General features: G+C 56.3%; 12 protein-coding genes. 7 read left to right on the top strand and 5 right to left on the bottom strand.

Annotated features, from left to right (window positions below):
- Positions 1 to 10 precede the first annotated feature (10 nt).
- Positions 11 to 3397 carry a DEAD/DEAH box helicase family protein gene (locus tag GKG36_RS07515; protein ID WP_154260012.1) on the top strand — a complete coding sequence of 1129 codons (3387 nt, stop codon included), beginning with the start codon at positions 11 to 13 and terminating at the stop codon, positions 3395 to 3397.
- An 89-nt stretch (positions 3398 to 3486) separates the two neighbouring features.
- Entirely contained in the window at positions 3487 to 3846 is a 360-nt protein-coding gene (locus GKG36_RS07510; protein WP_154260010.1) for a hypothetical protein, read from the top strand.
- Between the two features lie 194 nt (positions 3847 to 4040).
- Here the strand turns inward: GKG36_RS07510 and GKG36_RS07505 are convergent, their stop codons facing one another.
- The 4 genes from GKG36_RS07505 to GKG36_RS07490 all read right to left on the bottom strand — a co-directional run bounded on the left by GKG36_RS07505 (position 4041) and on the right by GKG36_RS07490 (position 7762).
- A complete protein-coding gene (locus GKG36_RS07505) occupies positions 4041 to 4604 on the bottom strand; it encodes a glycerol-3-phosphate responsive antiterminator (protein ID WP_154260009.1) in 564 nt (187 codons plus the stop codon).
- A gap of 146 nt (positions 4605 to 4750) precedes the next feature.
- Complete coding sequence (locus GKG36_RS07500; protein ID WP_154260007.1) at positions 4751 to 5458, bottom strand: hypothetical protein; 708 nt, start codon at positions 5456 to 5458, stop codon at positions 4751 to 4753.
- A gap of 298 nt (positions 5459 to 5756) precedes the next feature.
- Positions 5757 to 6836 (bottom strand): SGNH/GDSL hydrolase family protein, encoded by a 1080-nt coding sequence (locus tag GKG36_RS07495; RefSeq protein WP_154260005.1) that lies wholly within the window; start codon positions 6834 to 6836, stop codon positions 5757 to 5759.
- The gene (locus tag GKG36_RS07490) at positions 6833 to 7762 is read right to left on the bottom strand and encodes a hypothetical protein (protein WP_015537569.1); all 930 of its coding nucleotides are present in this window, start codon (positions 7760 to 7762) and stop codon (positions 6833 to 6835) included. The genes GKG36_RS07495 and GKG36_RS07490 overlap by 4 nt, the downstream gene beginning before the upstream one ends.
- A gap of 272 nt (positions 7763 to 8034) precedes the next feature.
- On the opposite strand from GKG36_RS07490, the gene GKG36_RS07485 reads away from it, so the two are divergent.
- The gene (locus tag GKG36_RS07485; protein WP_015537568.1) at positions 8035 to 9147 is read left to right on the top strand and encodes an SGNH/GDSL hydrolase family protein; all 1113 of its coding nucleotides are present in this window, start codon (positions 8035 to 8037) and stop codon (positions 9145 to 9147) included.
- A gap of 115 nt (positions 9148 to 9262) precedes the next feature.
- Here GKG36_RS07485 and GKG36_RS07480 read toward each other — a convergent pair whose 3' ends face one another.
- On the bottom strand, positions 9263 to 10249 hold the full coding sequence (locus GKG36_RS07480; protein WP_015537567.1) for a LacI family DNA-binding transcriptional regulator: 987 nt from the start codon (positions 10247 to 10249) through the stop codon (positions 9263 to 9265).
- 395 nt (positions 10250 to 10644) lie between these two features.
- On the opposite strand from GKG36_RS07480, the gene GKG36_RS07475 reads away from it, so the two are divergent.
- The 4 genes from GKG36_RS07475 (at position 10645) to GKG36_RS07460 (ending at position 15210) form a co-directional block, all read left to right on the top strand.
- Positions 10645 to 12057 (top strand): ABC transporter substrate-binding protein, encoded by a 1413-nt coding sequence (locus GKG36_RS07475; protein ID WP_097773139.1) that lies wholly within the window; start codon positions 10645 to 10647, stop codon positions 12055 to 12057.
- 71 nt (positions 12058 to 12128) lie between these two features.
- Positions 12129 to 13076, top strand: a complete 948-nt coding sequence (locus tag GKG36_RS07470) for a sugar ABC transporter permease (RefSeq protein ID WP_005922707.1) — start codon at positions 12129 to 12131, stop codon at positions 13074 to 13076.
- Between the two features lie 16 nt (positions 13077 to 13092).
- Positions 13093 to 13938 carry a carbohydrate ABC transporter permease gene (locus GKG36_RS07465; RefSeq protein WP_097773138.1) on the top strand — a complete coding sequence of 282 codons (846 nt, stop codon included), beginning with the start codon at positions 13093 to 13095 and terminating at the stop codon, positions 13936 to 13938.
- A 252-nt stretch (positions 13939 to 14190) separates the two neighbouring features.
- Positions 14191 to 15210 carry a glycoside hydrolase family 130 protein gene (locus GKG36_RS07460; RefSeq protein ID WP_097773137.1) on the top strand — a complete coding sequence of 340 codons (1020 nt, stop codon included), beginning with the start codon at positions 14191 to 14193 and terminating at the stop codon, positions 15208 to 15210.
- The last annotated feature ends 123 nt before the right edge of the window (positions 15211 to 15333 follow it).

Below are 15333 nucleotides of genomic sequence, written 5' to 3'. Positions count from 1 at the left end.
AGCTGATTTTATGTCCAACTTCTCCTATCTCTCCACCCGCCCCGAATATTCCCTCTTTGCCAATTCTGCCATCGAGGCCGAGAAAGTGTTCTCCACCTCCCCGGCGATGTGCGCGGTGGGGTGCCGGAAGGCGTTGGAGCTGGCGGTGAAGTGGGTGTATGCGGCAGACAAGACCATCACGATGCCCTACAAGGACAATCTGCAATCCCTTCTGCACGAGCCGAGTTTCCGGTTCGCGGTGGACCGCAATGTGTGGAGCGTGCTGCCCAGCATCGTGAAGGCGGGCAATCTGGCGGTACATACAGGGCACAGTGTGTCGGCGGCGGATGCGGTGTTCAGCCTGCGGGGGCTGTTCGATTTCATCCAGTGGGTGGATTACTGCTACGGCACGGACTATGTGGAGCGCTCCTTTGATGAAACAGCCATCCCCGGCGAAAAGGTAGCACTGGACGAAAAGAAGATCCGGGAGCAGGAAAGCCTGCTGACCCAGAAGGATGCCGAGTTGGAAGCCTTGCGCAAGCAGGTGGAGAGTCTTTCGGCGGCATACACGGCCAGCAAACAGCAGAACCAGCAGAGCCGCAGCTTCACCGCCGCAGACCTGACCGAGGCCGAGACGCGGCGGAAGATCATCGACATCGACCTCAAGGCCATGGGCTGGAAATTCACCGGGCCGGACGCCGATGTGCGCACCGAGTACGAAGTGGACAACATGAACGGCGTGCTGGGGCAGAAGGGCTATGCGGACTATGTGCTGATGGGCAAGGACGGCTTGCCGCTGGCGGTCATTGAAGCCAAGCGCAGCACCAAAGACCCCAACATCGGGCGCAAGCAGGCTCAGCTTTATGCAGACTGTCTGGAACAGAAGTTTGGCCGCCGTCCGATGCTGTTTACCACCAACGGCTACACCACCTATTTCTGGGATGAGCAGAGCGGCCCGCAGCGTGCTGTGAGCGGGGTGTTCTGCAAGGACGACTTGCAGAAGCTGATGAACCGCCGCACCGAGAAAAAACCGCTGGACACCATCGAAATTGACGATAAAATCACCGACCGCTACTATCAGAAAAACGCCATCCGGGCAGTCTGCGCCCATATTACGCAGGGCTTCCGGCGCAATCTGCTGGTCATGGCTACTGGCACAGGCAAGACCCGCACCGCATCCAGCCTGACCGATGTGCTGAGCCGGGGCGGTCATGTGACCAACGTGCTCTTTCTGGCGGACCGCACTGCGCTGGTCAAGCAGGCAAAGGACGACTTCAAGAAGTATCTGCCCGACCAGTCGCTGTGCAACCTCTGCTCCTCCAAGGACGATAAGGCCGCGCGCATCGTGTTTTCCACCTATCCCACCATGCTCAACGCCATCGACAACGCCAAGACCAAGGACGGCGTGCCGCTGTTTTCGCCCGCCCACTTTGACCTTATCATCGTGGACGAGAGCCACCGCAGCATTTTCAAGAAATACCGCGCCATTTTTGATTATTTCGATGCGGTTCTGGTGGGCTTGACCGCCACCCCGAAAACCGACGTAGACCGCAACACCTACGACTTTTTCGAGATGGAGCACGGCATCCCCACCTACGCCTACGATTACGACACGGCGGTCTACACCGACCATGTGCTGGTGCCTTACTACAACTACGAGGTCAAGACGAAATTCACAGAAGAGGGCATCCACTACGACCAGCTTTCACCGGAGGATAAGGCCCGCTACGAGGACGATTTTGCCGAGGACGACACCCTGCCCACCTTCATCCCATCCGAAAAGCTGAATAAGTTCATCTTCAACGCCAACACCGTGGACACGGTGCTGCAAGACCTGATGGAACGGGGCATCCAGACGGCGGGCGGCGACCGCATCGGCAAGACCATTATCTTTGCCCAGAACAAGCGCCACGCAGAGTTTATCCGGGAACGCTTCGGCAAGCTCTACCCGCAGCTGGAGACCCAGTACCCGGGATTCATCCAGCGGGTGGTCTGCGACGACGCCTATGCACAGTCCATCATTGACGACTTCAAACAACCGGACAAGCCGCCGTTTATTGCGGTCTCGGTGGATATGATGGACACGGGCATCGATGTGCCGGAGTGCGCGAATCTGGTGTTCTTCAAAAAAGTACGCAGCAAAACGAAGTTCTGGCAGATGATCGGCCGTGGTACGCGGCTCTGCCCATCCCTTGCCTGCGTGGATGCCATCGACGGCGAATATACGGGCAAACGACGTTTTCTGATCTTCGACTACTGCGGCAACTTTGAATTTTTCCGTCAGAAACCCAACGGCTACGAGAGCGCGGACACCAAAAGCCTGTCCGAGAGCATTTTCTGCAAGCAGGTGCGGATCGCCGCCGCGCTGCAGGATGGAGCCTATGGGGACGAAAACTACCAGAACTGGCGCAAAATTTTAACAGAAACCTGCCGTGCCGAAGTGGGAGCGCTGAACCCGGAGCTGGTATCCGTGCGGCTGCACCGACAGGCCGTGGAACACTATCAAAAGCCGGAAGCCTTTGTCAGCCTGACCGAAACGGACAAGGGTACTCTGATGAAAGAGGTGGCACCGCTCATCTCGCTGGACGACAAAGATGAAGCCGCCAAGCGGTTCGATAACTTTGTGTATGGCTTGCTGCTCTGTGAACTGGAAGGTCTGCCGGGGCTGGGCCGCGCCCAGAAACAGCTGCGCAGCACGGCGGCAATGCTGGAAGGGAAAGCTACCATCCCACAGGTGCAGGCAAAGCTGCCGCTCATCCGGGAGGTGCAGACAGACGAATTTTTGACCTCGCATGATCTGCTCCGCTTTGAGGAAATGCGGCAGGAACTGCGGGAACTTATCAAGTTTCTGGTGGACGGTGTAGAAGGGCAAAAACCTGTCTACACGGCCCTTGCCGACCCGGTACTGGAACAGACCGAGGGCAAAGCGCTGGATTCCGGCTATGATTTCGGCGAGTACCGGGAACGTGTGAACCGCTACATCATGGAGCACCGCAGCGATACGCTGGCCATCCACAAGCTGACCCAGAACATTCCGCTTTCCCGGGGCGACTATACCGAGCTGGAACATATCTTCACCTGTGAGCTGGGCAGCAAAGAGGATTATGCACGGGAGTTTCGGGATACACCCTTTGGTCTGCTGGTGCGTAAAGTGGCAAAGCTGGACCACGATGCTGCCATGCAGGCATTTTCCAAGTTCATCAACGACGAATCGCTGAATGCGAAGCAGATCGCGTTCGTGCAGAAGATCATTCATTACATCGAGCAGAACGGTTATGTGGAAAGCAAAGCGGTGCTGATGAAACCACCCTTTGACCAGCCCATTCTGTTTACCCGCCTGTTTGATGGCAAAACAGGGAGTGAACTGATGGATACGATCAATTCGGTGAAAGAGAATGCCACCCATGTGACGGCATAAAGTAGTGGAATGTACTGATAAAAACCGGTGTAATTCAGGACTATCGAAAAATGAATATCCTGCAACGCAGTATGGCAAGTTAGGGAATTTTGAACGATACGCAAACGACTCTGGCTGATTACCTGATGAGCATCGCACAAATTTCCGTGGAGGATGCCGGAGCGATTTATATCGAGTTGAGCAGCATCCGCGGAAATTTTATGGCAAACATCATTCTGCTCATGATTGAAAATTATCACTTCCTGCCCGATATGGCGCAGAAACTGAAAAACAAACAAGCACTGGTGGAAAGCGTAATTGCAAATGAACAACAGGAGCCTTCCATTATGTTGCCCACCAAAGATGTGTATGATGACCTTGTCAACAGCAAACTGGATATGATCGAGGGCTTTGTGCCGATCTCTGCCATCCAGTATGATGCTAAGATACAGGAAGCAGAAAGACTTTAAGGGAAGTGCGACTTGTAGTATTGCTTTAAATTATCGAGTTAATCCGCAGGCTGAATAGATTCCCTCGAATCGAATGAAAACGAAAAAATGCCCGCTCACCGTGGAGATCCGGCTCCATCGGTGGGCGGGCATATCCAATAAAACACCAGGATACGATTATGCTTTTCGTACTTCAGCTGGGATCTTGTTCTGGCTCAGATATCCCACAGGGAGGGCGCAGAGGTGGAAACTGCGGCGGCACCTGCGCGCATGGCGGCCATGACGTCGGCTTTGTCCCGCAGCAGGCCGCCTGCAATGACAGGCACCTGTGTGCGGGCGCTGATCTCAGCGATGACCCGGGGCATGATGCCGGGAAGGATCTCGACAAAATCCGGCTTGCCCTGCTCCAGCTGACCGGACAGGCTGGTCAGCGAGAGGGAATCCAGGATGAATGCCCGCTGGACGGTCAGCAGGCCGCGGTGGCGCGCCCGGCGGATCAGGGTCGGGCGGGTGGAGATGATGCCGTCCGGGTGGCACAGGGCGTTGAGGGAGTCCACCGCGATCTCCCGCGACGAAAGGCCGTCCACAAGGTCGATGTGAACCACGGCCAGTTTTCCGGCATCATGTATGCGGTGCACAAGCCCGTCTACGGTGAGCAGGGTGCTCGCCAGCAGAAAAACGGCGCTGCAGGGCGAAGCCAGCGCAGCAGTCAGGGCTTCGTCCGTTTTCACAGCGGCGATCACCGGTTCGTTCAGCAGAGTTTCGGCAAGAGGATGCATTGGGTAAGACTCCTTTCGAGCCAGATTTACAGAGATAGGGAGCAATCAGAAGATACGGCCCTTTCAGAAAACTCTAAAAGGGCCGCACCATGCGCAAACCAAGTTTATAAAAAATTGAGGGGTTTGTAAAGAGGATTAAAGAGGCATTATTTATGTGCCTGCACGGCTGCATTATTTTTCTTCAGCAGTACAGCGCATGCTATGGTAACTACAAAGCCGATCGCGATCAGTGCGTAGACCAGAGCAGTGCCAGCGTACTGTGTTCCGGGGGTGTGCACGCGAATCTCGCAGATGCCCCACTCGCTGACAGCTGCAAGAACGCCGCAGAAGATGCCGCCAAGGTAGGGATTGCCTGTGTGCTGGTACAGGAGACGACAAATCAGGATCGCAACAAAGATGAAGCCGGGCAGCGCATACACTGCAGTTGCGGCAGAAGCCAGACCGCCGAACATCGGGTTCGAGCCGGTAGCCTTGAAGATGCCGTAAACGTAGCAGAGGATGAACAGAGTGGGAACCGACGCGATAAAGCTGATCAGAAGGTTAGAAAGCAGCTTGTTTTTGCCGAGCGCCGTGCTAAAGTTAAAACTGTTGACACTGATGGACATGACAATGTAGTACACGAGATACATGGGTACAACAAGGAGCATACCCGGGATGCGGTTGGCTCCAAACTTCATAAAGCCCCAGTAAACGATCAGGAAGTTCACATCCACAAAATAGTCGACGGCAAAAACCATCAGGATCAGGGCAAAGACTGCAAGCAGGGCCGCGCCGATGGATTTGAGGAGTGCATGCCCGGAAATAGCGATGCCGGTATTCCGGAAGGAGAAACCGTGTTTTTTGCCGTAGGCCATGTACCACACCGTGCACAGAACAAGAGCGCAAGCCGCCGGTTCGTCTCAATTTCTGGAAGTTTCGAGTCATCGTTATTTTACATCAAAGCAACGTGATTTTTCACCCGGTAATTTCTGCACCCTTTGTCGGATTTTGCAGCGGAAAGTACCCTTTGCACGTTTTGAAACCGTGCAAAATCCGTGCAGAAACCGTGCACTTACTCTCTGACAAACAAAATCACCCTATTCCCCACCGACTTGACGACATTGGTTCGAGTGGCCGCACACCAAAAATCAAGTCTTAGAGGGGTATTCTACCTCATGCCGTGATCAGTGCCATGAGGTAGAACTCCGTGGGAGTTTCATCTTCTGTGGGCAGAATGGTGATCTCCACGGTATGGTTCTTCTGCTCACCATGGTGGAGGATGGGCTGGAGATACAGGCAGTCGCCCCAATCCTCATCGAAGTTACCGTCCAGCACAGCGGCGTGGGCGGTGTCGCCGTCCAGCACCAGCTGTGCCCGCAGCGCCGGGCGGCGGATGGTCTTGCGGTACTGCACTGCAATGCAGGAGGCATCCACTTCAAAGGTGATCTTATCCCCGGGCTTCTGACCGATCCAGCCGTTTTTCCAGTGGTCCAGATGCCCCAGCTTTTCCTCCGGGTCTGCCCGGAAACCCTCCAGCTTGGGGGAGAGCTCCCGGATGGTCAGCCGCCGGGCGTTCTCGTAGGCGTTGGCGGTGAGCGGTGCCGGGAAGGCAGGCTCCTGCTCTGGTTCTTCCCGGTGGGCGTTGACTGCCTCCAGCAACTTGATGATCTCCCCTGCCACCAGACCGTGACCGTAATCGTTGGGGTGCAGCCCATCGGGGCTCAACAGGGTGCGGCTGGCATACTTACCGGCACGCAGATCCTTGTAAATGCTGTCCCGGATGCTGACGTGGGGCACACCGTAGTGGTCGCCCACGGCGTTGTGCTCGTCCTGTGACGTCTCGCCGGTATCGTAATAAATGTTGTTCAGCAGCACCACCGCCGGGTGGGAGGGCCATGTGAGCAGCTTGCGGACAACGCCCTCATAAGTCTCCTGCCGGAAGGGGACTTCCAGATCGTTGACGCTGAAATCCACCGCCACAAAATCCGGCTGGTACATCAGCACATCGGTCACGGCACGGGCAACGCCATAGTGGGAGCTGGTGCCGCCGATGCCGCCGTTGACATAGTGAAACTTCGACTGCGGAAAGGTATCCACGAACCACTGGTACACCCGGAAAGCGTAAGCATTACCGGGCTGGGTGGAAAGGCTGCCCTGGGTGATGGAACCGCCCAGAAAGCCGATGGTCAACTCCTGCCCTGCCGCGGCACGGCGGAACAGTTCTTTCAAACGAGCAAAATTAGACGTATTCATTCTAAAACTCCTCCCTGATATGCACTATGGATAATTTTTGCCGCCGGACGGCCGTACACGGCGTAGGCACTGACTGCTCTGGTGTCGGCAGGCCAGTCCCACGCGCCAAAGCCCATGACCCACGGACGCTTGGCGCAGGCGGAAAACATTGCCTCATACCAATCTGCCTGCTCCAGATCATTCCGTGTTCCCTTCAGCTCCCAGTTGTTGGGCACGGCAGAAGAGCCGGTGATGTTCATGCAGCCTGCCTCGCTGAAGAGGACGGGCTTTTTGTATTTTTGGCTCACCGCCTCGATGCGGTCCAGCTGGTTTTCCCAGTCCTTCAGGGGGTAGTAGCCGCTGGAGGCGATGCAGTCCACGGCATCCCACCAGTTCACATGGTCCTCGCCGTATTTATCGCAGTTATAGCTCACCGGGCCGTGGTACTGCTGTCGCACGGCGGCAATGAGGGCGCGCCACTCCGTTTCCCTGTGCTCGGTCATGGTCATTTCGCAGCCGGTCAGGAACAGCCCACAGCCTTCGGCTTCGGCAAGAGCCGCGTAGTGGGTCTGGAAGGCGGTGTAGTTGGCAAACCATCCGCTCCACTGGGTCTCGCAGGGCACATCGTGGTCAAAAAAGCTGATGCGCGCCCGCCACACGCCGTTGGCACAGTTGACGGTGGGCTTCAGCGCCACCTGCAAGCCCAACTGCTTGGCAAAGCGGATAGCACCGCACACCTCCTCGTCTGTGGGGGTGGCATCGGTGCGCCAGTCAATCTCCTCACTATAAGGGCCAGACTGTATTCCAGAGGGCGACAGGATGACCCAGTTGGCGGCGGTGGCTTCCACCATGGCTGCCATACTGCGGTGGGCAGTCTCGCTATTCAACACGCCCCGTCGGGGAAAGGGTGCAAAATTCACCCCGTAAAAGTTATGTTTCAGCTCCATGACATCTTCCTCGTTTTCTCAAAAATCAACGTCAGATTGCGCAATAAGTATAAGACAGTTTTGGAAGTTCCGTCAATATGCCGTTTCATTTTCAGCGTATGGTACAAGGAGAGGGGCAAAGCACTGGTCAACCTGACCTGAAAAAAGCCCCTGCACCGGGAGGTGCAAAGGCTAAACTAAATTTTAGGTTTTTGTTAGCTTACGCATTTAGCTTGCGATTTTGGGTAGAATCTGCTATGCTTCAAGCAAAAACCAACGGGAGGGAACAGAAAATGGAGCAACTTACAACTGCGACGCTGACCCAGCTGCCGCAGGTGCGAGCACTGGGGCGGCACACCGGGCGTGACCCGCTGACCCTGTTCTGGACGGCCAGCGGCATGGAGCTGGAATTTACCGGCAGTGAGCTGTGGGTGGATCTTTTCGCCGATTATGAAGCGGTAGAGCCGTGGGTCAGCGTGGAGCTGAACGGCGCATGGGTGGCACGGTTTGCCGTGAACCCCGGCAAAAGCCGGATCTGTCTTTTCCGGGGCATGACACCGGGCAAGGCAAAGCACCTCCGGCTGCTAAAGGATGTGCAGGCCATGCACGATGACCCGGCGCATCTGTTGCAGATCACCGGGCTGGAATATGCAGGCGGCGAATTTCTGCCCCTGCCGGAGCCGCAGTATCGGCTGGAGTTTGTGGGCGACAGCATCACCAGCGGTGAGGGTGCCATCGGGGCCAAGCCGGAGGAGGACTGGGTGGGAGCCTTTTTCTCTGCAGAGAACCACTACGGCCGCCTGACCGCCGATGCACTGGGAGCCGAATACCGCTGCATCTCGCAAAGTGGCTGGGGCATCGTGACCGGCTGGGACAACGATGTGCGCCATGTGATGCCGCCCTACTATACGCAGGTGTGCGGTGTAGCGATGGGGCAGCGCAATGCTGCCCTTGGCGCACAGCAGGAAAACGATTTTGCTGCATGGAAACCGGATGCTGTCATCGTCAACCTGGGCACCAACGACACGGGCGCATTTGATAACCCGCCGTGGCAAGACCCTGCCACTGGCAAGACCCACCAGCTGCGGCGGCTCTCCAATGGAGACTTCCACCCTGCGGACGCCCAAAAAGTGGCAGATGGTGTACAGCATTTTCTGACCCTGCTCCGGGCAAAGAACCCCGGGGCAAAGCTGGTGTGGTGCATCGGGATGCTGGGCAGCGAGCTGCTGCCGGTATTGCGGCAGGGCATGGAGCAGTACAAGGCCATTACCGGAGACAGCTCTGTCTATCTGCTGGAGCTGCCCAACACCACGCCGGAAACCGTGGGTGCCCGGCAGCACCCCGGCGCAGAGAACCACCGGCAGGCGGCAAACGTCCTGACCGCCTTTCTGAGAACGATCCTGTAAAAAAATGAAAACGGGATGCCGGAGCGTTCGCAGACGCTCCGGCATCCCCAATATCATCTATATTTTCCGCTAAAGGGGCTGATGCACAAACCTTCGTGCATCAGCCCCTTTTTTTTCAGGTAGATTCTCTTCTTACAAAGCCGCCGGGCACGATGACGGTGGGAGCAATGGCAGGCTTATGCGCCATTTTGCGGCGCAGTTGCGCCACCACCGTTTTTGCCATGCCGTCCAAGTCCACCCGGTAGCTGGTGAGCTGGGGGCTGCAAAGAGTGGAATAGCGGTAGTCGTCGTAGCCGGTCACTGCCACATCCTGCGGCACCCGGTAGCCGTTGCGCTTGAGGATCTCCACCAGATTATAGGCCACCGCATCGCAGTTGCAGACAAAGGCGTCCGGCATTTCATGAGGCAGAGAGAACGGCACGAACTTACCCTGATCGTCCCGGTCCTCCAGCCGCCAGTCATCCCGGATGGGCAGACCGGCACGGAGCATCGCCTTTACGTAGCCCAGATACCGGTCCATGATGGAACTGGTGGACAGCACGCTGCCAACAAAGCCGATGTTCCGCCGCCCGGTGGAGATAAGGTGCTCGGTCATCGTGTAGCTGCCGCTGGTGTTGTCGCTGAGCACGCAGTCGGCGGCAATGGCATCGTCGTAGAAGTCCAGCAGCATAAAGGGCACGCCGGTCTGCACCGCCGTAGCAAGGTAGCGGCGGCTGATCTCGCCCATAAAAATCAGGCCGTCCACCTTCCGGTTTACAAGGAAGGTGGGCATATTGCAGCTTTTTTCTGCCTGCGGCAGAACGATCTCCATCAGAACCGAGATGTCCTGCTCGGCGGCAGCTTTCAACACGGAACGGTACAGATTGGAATAAAAGGCATTCTCGTTGAAAAAGCGGTCTGCCACCAGAATGCCGATGCTCTCGCCGCCGGGGTGGGCGTTGGTCCGGGCGGGGGGCTGGTAGCCCATCTCCTCAGCGGTGGCAACAATCTTGGCACGCATCTCGGCGCTTACGCCTTCCTTCCCTGCCAAACCCTTGGAAACGGAAACGGTGCTGATGCCCAGCCGCTGTGCAATGTCCGCCATGCGTACTGCTTTTGCCATGTTCCTGACCAGCTTTCTTCTTGATTTGGTTATGAGGTAAATAAAATTCCGATTAACTTTATAATTAGCATAACAGTTTTCGGTAGTTTCGTCAACAAAAACCTTGAAAACCTTTAAGCTAACCACCATTTAGGCTAATTTTCTCTATTTTTGTTAGCTAACAAAACATTTTAAGTTCAATTTTCGTGTTGTATCCCGGATTTGCGGGTCAGTTTTCACAAGAAAATCGCCGAATTGCCACCAAAACACCGAATCTTTTTGGTGACATTGACAGTGCATCGTGAAAAGACTATACTTAAATCACAAAAAGCGAAAGCAAGCAGTTAGCTAAATCAAGTTAACGAAAGCTTTCGCAAATCAGAAAAAGGTTCCACATAAAGAAGGAGGACATTTCTATGCGTAAGATCAATCGCCGTAACTTCCTGAAGGTCACTGGTGTGTTGGCCGCAGCCTCTGCTCTGGCCGCCTGCGGCGGCAGCAGCACTTCTACCGCCGGCTCCACCGGCAGCACCGCCGGTTCCGCTGCCAGCGCAGACGGTGCAAAGGCTTACAACGAGCTGACCGTCGGCACCGACAACACCGACCTGAAGGCCGATCTGAAGTTCATCAGCCACCGCACCGACCTCATCGAGGACGGCACCTTTGACGGCTACGTTGCCGCATTCCAGAAGCTGTATCCCAACATCACCATCAAGTACGAGGGCATCACCGACTATGCCACCGACATGACCACCCGTCTGACTTCCAACGACTGGGGTGATCTGTGCATGATCCCCACCAACATCCCCCTGACCGAGTTGGGCGACTACTTTGAGCCTCTGTGCGCACTGAGCGACATTGAGAACGATTACAACTTCGCTTCCAACCGCGCTTATAACGGCAGCGTGTACGGCATCCCCTCCACCGGCAATGCACAGGGCATCATCTACAACAAGAAGGTCTTTGAGGCTGCCGGCATCACCACCCTGCCCAAGACCCCGGACGAGTTCCTGGATGACCTGCAGAAGATCAAGGACTATGATCCTTCCATCGATCCCCTGTACACCAACTACGCCGCCGGCTGGACCATGACCGCATGGGATGCTTACACCAGCGGCGGCGCAACCGGCGACCCGGACTGGATGAACATTACCATGCCCCAGACCAAGGATCCGTTCCAGAAGGGCATTCTGGGTGCGGACGATATGGGTCCCTACGCTGTGTACTATATCCTGTACGAAGCAGTGAAGCGCGGTCTGACCGAGGCCGACCCCACCACCACCGACTGGGAGGGCTCCAAGCCCCGCATCAATAACGGCCAGATCGGTGCCATGGTTCTGGGCAGCTGGGCTATCGTGCAGATGCAGGCCGCCGGTGACCACGCCGACGACATTGGCTATATGCCGTTCCCCATCACCGTCAAGGGTACCCAGTACGCCAGCGCAGGTGCAGACTACTGCTACGGTGTGAACAAGAACACCACCGATGACAAAAAGCTGGCTGCCATGCTCTACATCAAGTGGCTGACCGAAAGCTCCAACTTTGCTTATGATCAGGGCGGTGTGCCGGTGCTGAAGAGCCAGGAATACCCCGATACCCTGAAGGCATTCGACGGCATCGACCTGGTCGAGGATGCTCCCGCCCCCGCAGAGCTGGCAGACCTTGCCACCGAGGTGCAGCAGGAGGCTGAGCTGATGCTGAATGCCGACCAGACCCACGTCATGCGTGTGGTGGAGGCTGGCATCAACGGCGACGAGACTCTGGACGACATCGTGGCCGACTGGAACGCCGCATGGGACGCAGCTGTGGATGCCTGCGCACCGCAGTAATCGATCTATCGTTATAAATCAGCAGGGCGGGCCCATGTCCGCCCTGCTTTTGGTGAAAGGAGGTCTTTTACATGGCATCTTCCGCAACCGTATCCGCGCCTAAAAAGCGCAAGAGCTTCAGCGAATACTTTCACAGTATGCGCGGCCAGCAGCTCATCGTCACGCTGGTGTTCCTGTTCGTTCCGCTGGTGCTGCTGTTCATGTTCACCTATCTGCCCTTCTTTAAGATGGTGGAGTTCAGCTTCTTCAAAATGAAGTACATCGGCAGACGTACCTTTGTGGGTCTGCAGAACTACATCTCGGTCTTTACCCGCAAAGACTGCTTCCATGCTCTGAGCCTGAGCCTTTACTACATGGTAGGTTCGGTGGTGCAGATGGCGCTGGCGCTGCTGTTTGCCACCATCCTGAGCTTCAAGTGCAAGGGCAGCAAGTTCTTCCGGGGTGCACTGTACTTTCCCTGCCTCATCTGCGGCATCTCGGTGGGCTTCATCTTCAAGTTTTTCTTCACCCATGGCTTTGTGCTGGATACCCTGCTGAGCTGGGTGGGCTTCAACGTAGATAAGCTGCCCTTCTGGCTCCGGGATGAGTCCATCAACAACGTCGTGCTGGTGGCCTGCTCTATCTGGAAATACATCGGCCAGAACATCGTCATGTTCATCGGTGCTATCGCTTCTGTGGACCCCGTTCTGTACGAGGCTGCTGAGATCGACGGTGCCAACGCATGGCACCGCTTCAAGGACATCATCCTGCCCTCCATCAGCACCATCGTGGTGCTGAACCTCATCATCTCGGTGTCCGGCGCACTGTCCGCCTTCGAGATGCCCTATGTTGTCACCGGCGGCGGCTTCAACACCTCCACCTACTTCGTGGTCATGGACAAGATCGCCCATACCGACCAGAAGGTGGGTCTTGCATCCGCCATGGCTGTGGTTCTGCTGCTGCTCATCGTGATCGTCACCTACGCCCAGAAGGCTGTGGAAAAATGGCTGGAAAACCGCAGCAGCGGCGTAACCAAGTGAAAGTGAGGCAGAACGTATGAACGCAATCAAAATGAAGCGCATCCTCATCAATATCTGCAAGTATGTGCTGCTGATCTTTGCCGCTTTCGTGGCACTGGTGCCCATCGTGTCCTGTATCTTCACCGCCTTTAAGACGGAGCAAGAGTATGCCAACACCAACGTCATCACCCTGCCCAAGAGCTTTTTGAACTTCGATAACTTCATCATCGCATGGAACAAGGCCAACATGGGCAAAGCGTTCCTCAACAGCTTTATTATCCTGATCTGCGTGCTGGCAGGCAGCATTATGATCAGCGCCATGCTGGCTTATGTGCTGAACCGGTTCAAGTTCCCCGGCAACAAGCTGATCCGCAACCTGTTCACCATTGCCACCCTGATCCCCGGCATCGCCTCGCAGGTCACGGTGTACCAGATCATGACCGCTCTGCATCTGGTGAACTCCCTGCCCGGCTACATCATCCTGATGATGGGCACAGACGTTATCACCATCTATATCTTTTTGCAGTTCTTCGAGAACCTTTCCTCCACGCTGGACGAAAGCGCCATTCTGGATGGCTGCACCTACTTTGGTGTGTTCTTCAAGATCCTGCTGCCCCTGCTGAAGCCCGCCATCGTCACCAGCGCCATCCTGAAGGGTGTGTCCACCTACAACGAATACTACATGGCAAACCTGTATCTGCAGGATAAGACCAAGTATCAGGTGGTTGCTACCTCGCTGTATGTGTTCTCCGGCCCCATGGGCAACCAGTACAACTACATCTGCGCCGGTGTCATCATCACCATCATCCCCGCCCTTATCGTGTTCCTGCTGTGTCAGGATCAGATCTACAGCGGCATGGCTGCCGGTGCGGTGAAGGGCTAAAATTGCGACCGCCGCCTGCTGCGGAAACAGGGAGCAATTTTTGGCACCGCGGTCAGCAGGACACGAGGCCCGCACAAGGGCCGAAGTGGACGCTGGGCACCGCAAGAGGAAAGCCGTTTTCGGCCAGTACGACCTTTTCAAGACATCCACATTTTTCCTTCATCATCTGCTGCTTCTCCCGGTTCCTGTGCAGGAGCCGGGAGAATACAGCAGAAGGAAAACAAACAATCTTCTATTACAGGAGTTTATCTTATGAGCAACGTAAAAATGTTCTGCGATGCACTGCCCAACATCCCCTGGCAGGAAAAGCCTGCCGATGTTACCGCCCCGGTGTGGCGGTACAATGAGAACCCCATCATCGACCGCAACCCTGTGGAAGGGGTGGCACGCATCTTCAACAGTGCCGTGGTGCCCTACGAGGGCAAGTTCATCGGCGTGTTCCGTGGCGAGCAGATCGACGGCATCCCCTACATCTATCTGGGACGCAGCGAGGACGGCATCCACTGGAACTTTGACAAGGACAAGATCCCCTTCGTCAACGAAAAGGGCGAGCCGTTTATGCCGGTGTACGCCTACGATCCCCGTCTTGTGAAGGTGGAGGACACCTACTACATCATCTGGTGTCAGGACTTCTACGGTGCGTCCATCGGCATCGCCAAGACCACCGACTTCAAGACCTTTGTCCGCATCGAGAATCCCTTTATCCCCTTCAACCGCAACGCCGTGCTGTTCCCCCGCAAGATCAACGGCATGTACACCCTGCTGAGCCGCCCGTCTGACAGCGGCCACACCCCCTTTGGTGACATCTTCCTGAGCCAGAGCCCGGATATGGAGTTCTGGGGCCGTCACCGTCATGTGATGAGCAAGGGCTCCAACTGGTGGGAGAGTGTGAAGATCGGCGGCGGTGCTGCCCCCATTGAGACCAGCGAGGGCTGGCTGCTGTTCTACCACGGCGTTACCGGCACCTGCAATGGCTTCGTCTACTCCATCGGCGGTGCCATTCTGGATAAGGACGAGCCCAGCAAGGTACTGTACCGCTGCGGCAACTTCCTGCTGACCCCGGAAAAGTGGTACGAGGAGCGCGGCTTCGTGCCCAACGTCTGCTTCCCCTGCGCCACCCTGCAGGATGCCGACACCGGCCGCATCGCTCTGTACTATGGCTGCGCCGACAGCTATGTCGGTCTGGCCTTCACCACCGTAGACGAGGTGGTGGATTACATCAAGACCCACGATAATGCAGGCCCCACCGACCACGAGGTGGGCATCCGCTAAGCGTCAAGCGTAACCCTCTCTGTCAATGCTTCGCATCGCCATCTCTGCAAAAAGAGATTTTACGTCCCCTACCGGGCGCTGGCACGGCGCAAGCCGTGACCGAGAGGGTTTTTACTTTTGTAC

It is taken from the genome of Faecalibacterium sp. BIOML-A1 (genome assembly GCF_009679715.1).
In the GTDB taxonomy this organism is placed as follows: Bacteria; Bacillota; Clostridia; order Oscillospirales; family Ruminococcaceae; genus Faecalibacterium; species Faecalibacterium taiwanense.
Note: the sequence above shows the minus strand (reverse complement) of the source record. Positions and strands in the feature narration are given on the sequence as shown.

Bases quoted from the DNA above. Each gene is read 5' to 3' on its own strand.
- GKG36_RS07490 (WP_015537569.1), bottom strand. From the start codon at position 7,762: ATGGAGCTGAAACATAACTTTTACGGGGTGAATTTTGCACCCTTTCCC.
- GKG36_RS07485 (WP_015537568.1), top strand. From the start codon at position 8,035: ATGGAGCAACTTACAACTGCGACGCTGACCCAGCTGCCGCAGGTGCGA.
- GKG36_RS07475 (WP_097773139.1), top strand. From the start codon at position 10,645: ATGCGTAAGATCAATCGCCGTAACTTCCTGAAGGTCACTGGTGTGTTG.
- GKG36_RS07495 (WP_154260005.1), bottom strand. From the start codon at position 6,836: ATGAATACGTCTAATTTTGCTCGTTTGAAAGAACTGTTCCGCCGTGCC.
- GKG36_RS07470 (WP_005922707.1), top strand. From the start codon at position 12,129: ATGGCATCTTCCGCAACCGTATCCGCGCCTAAAAAGCGCAAGAGCTTC.
- GKG36_RS07505 (WP_154260009.1), bottom strand. From the start codon at position 4,604: ATGCATCCTCTTGCCGAAACTCTGCTGAACGAACCGGTGATCGCCGCT.
- GKG36_RS07500 (WP_154260007.1), bottom strand. From the start codon at position 5,458: ATGGCCTACGGCAAAAAACACGGTTTCTCCTTCCGGAATACCGGCATC.
- GKG36_RS07460 (WP_097773137.1), top strand. From the start codon at position 14,191: ATGAGCAACGTAAAAATGTTCTGCGATGCACTGCCCAACATCCCCTGG.
- GKG36_RS07465 (WP_097773138.1), top strand. From the start codon at position 13,093: ATGAACGCAATCAAAATGAAGCGCATCCTCATCAATATCTGCAAGTAT.
- GKG36_RS07515 (WP_154260012.1), top strand. From the start codon at position 11: ATGTCCAACTTCTCCTATCTCTCCACCCGCCCCGAATATTCCCTCTTT.
- GKG36_RS07480 (WP_015537567.1), bottom strand. From the start codon at position 10,249: ATGGCAAAAGCAGTACGCATGGCGGACATTGCACAGCGGCTGGGCATC.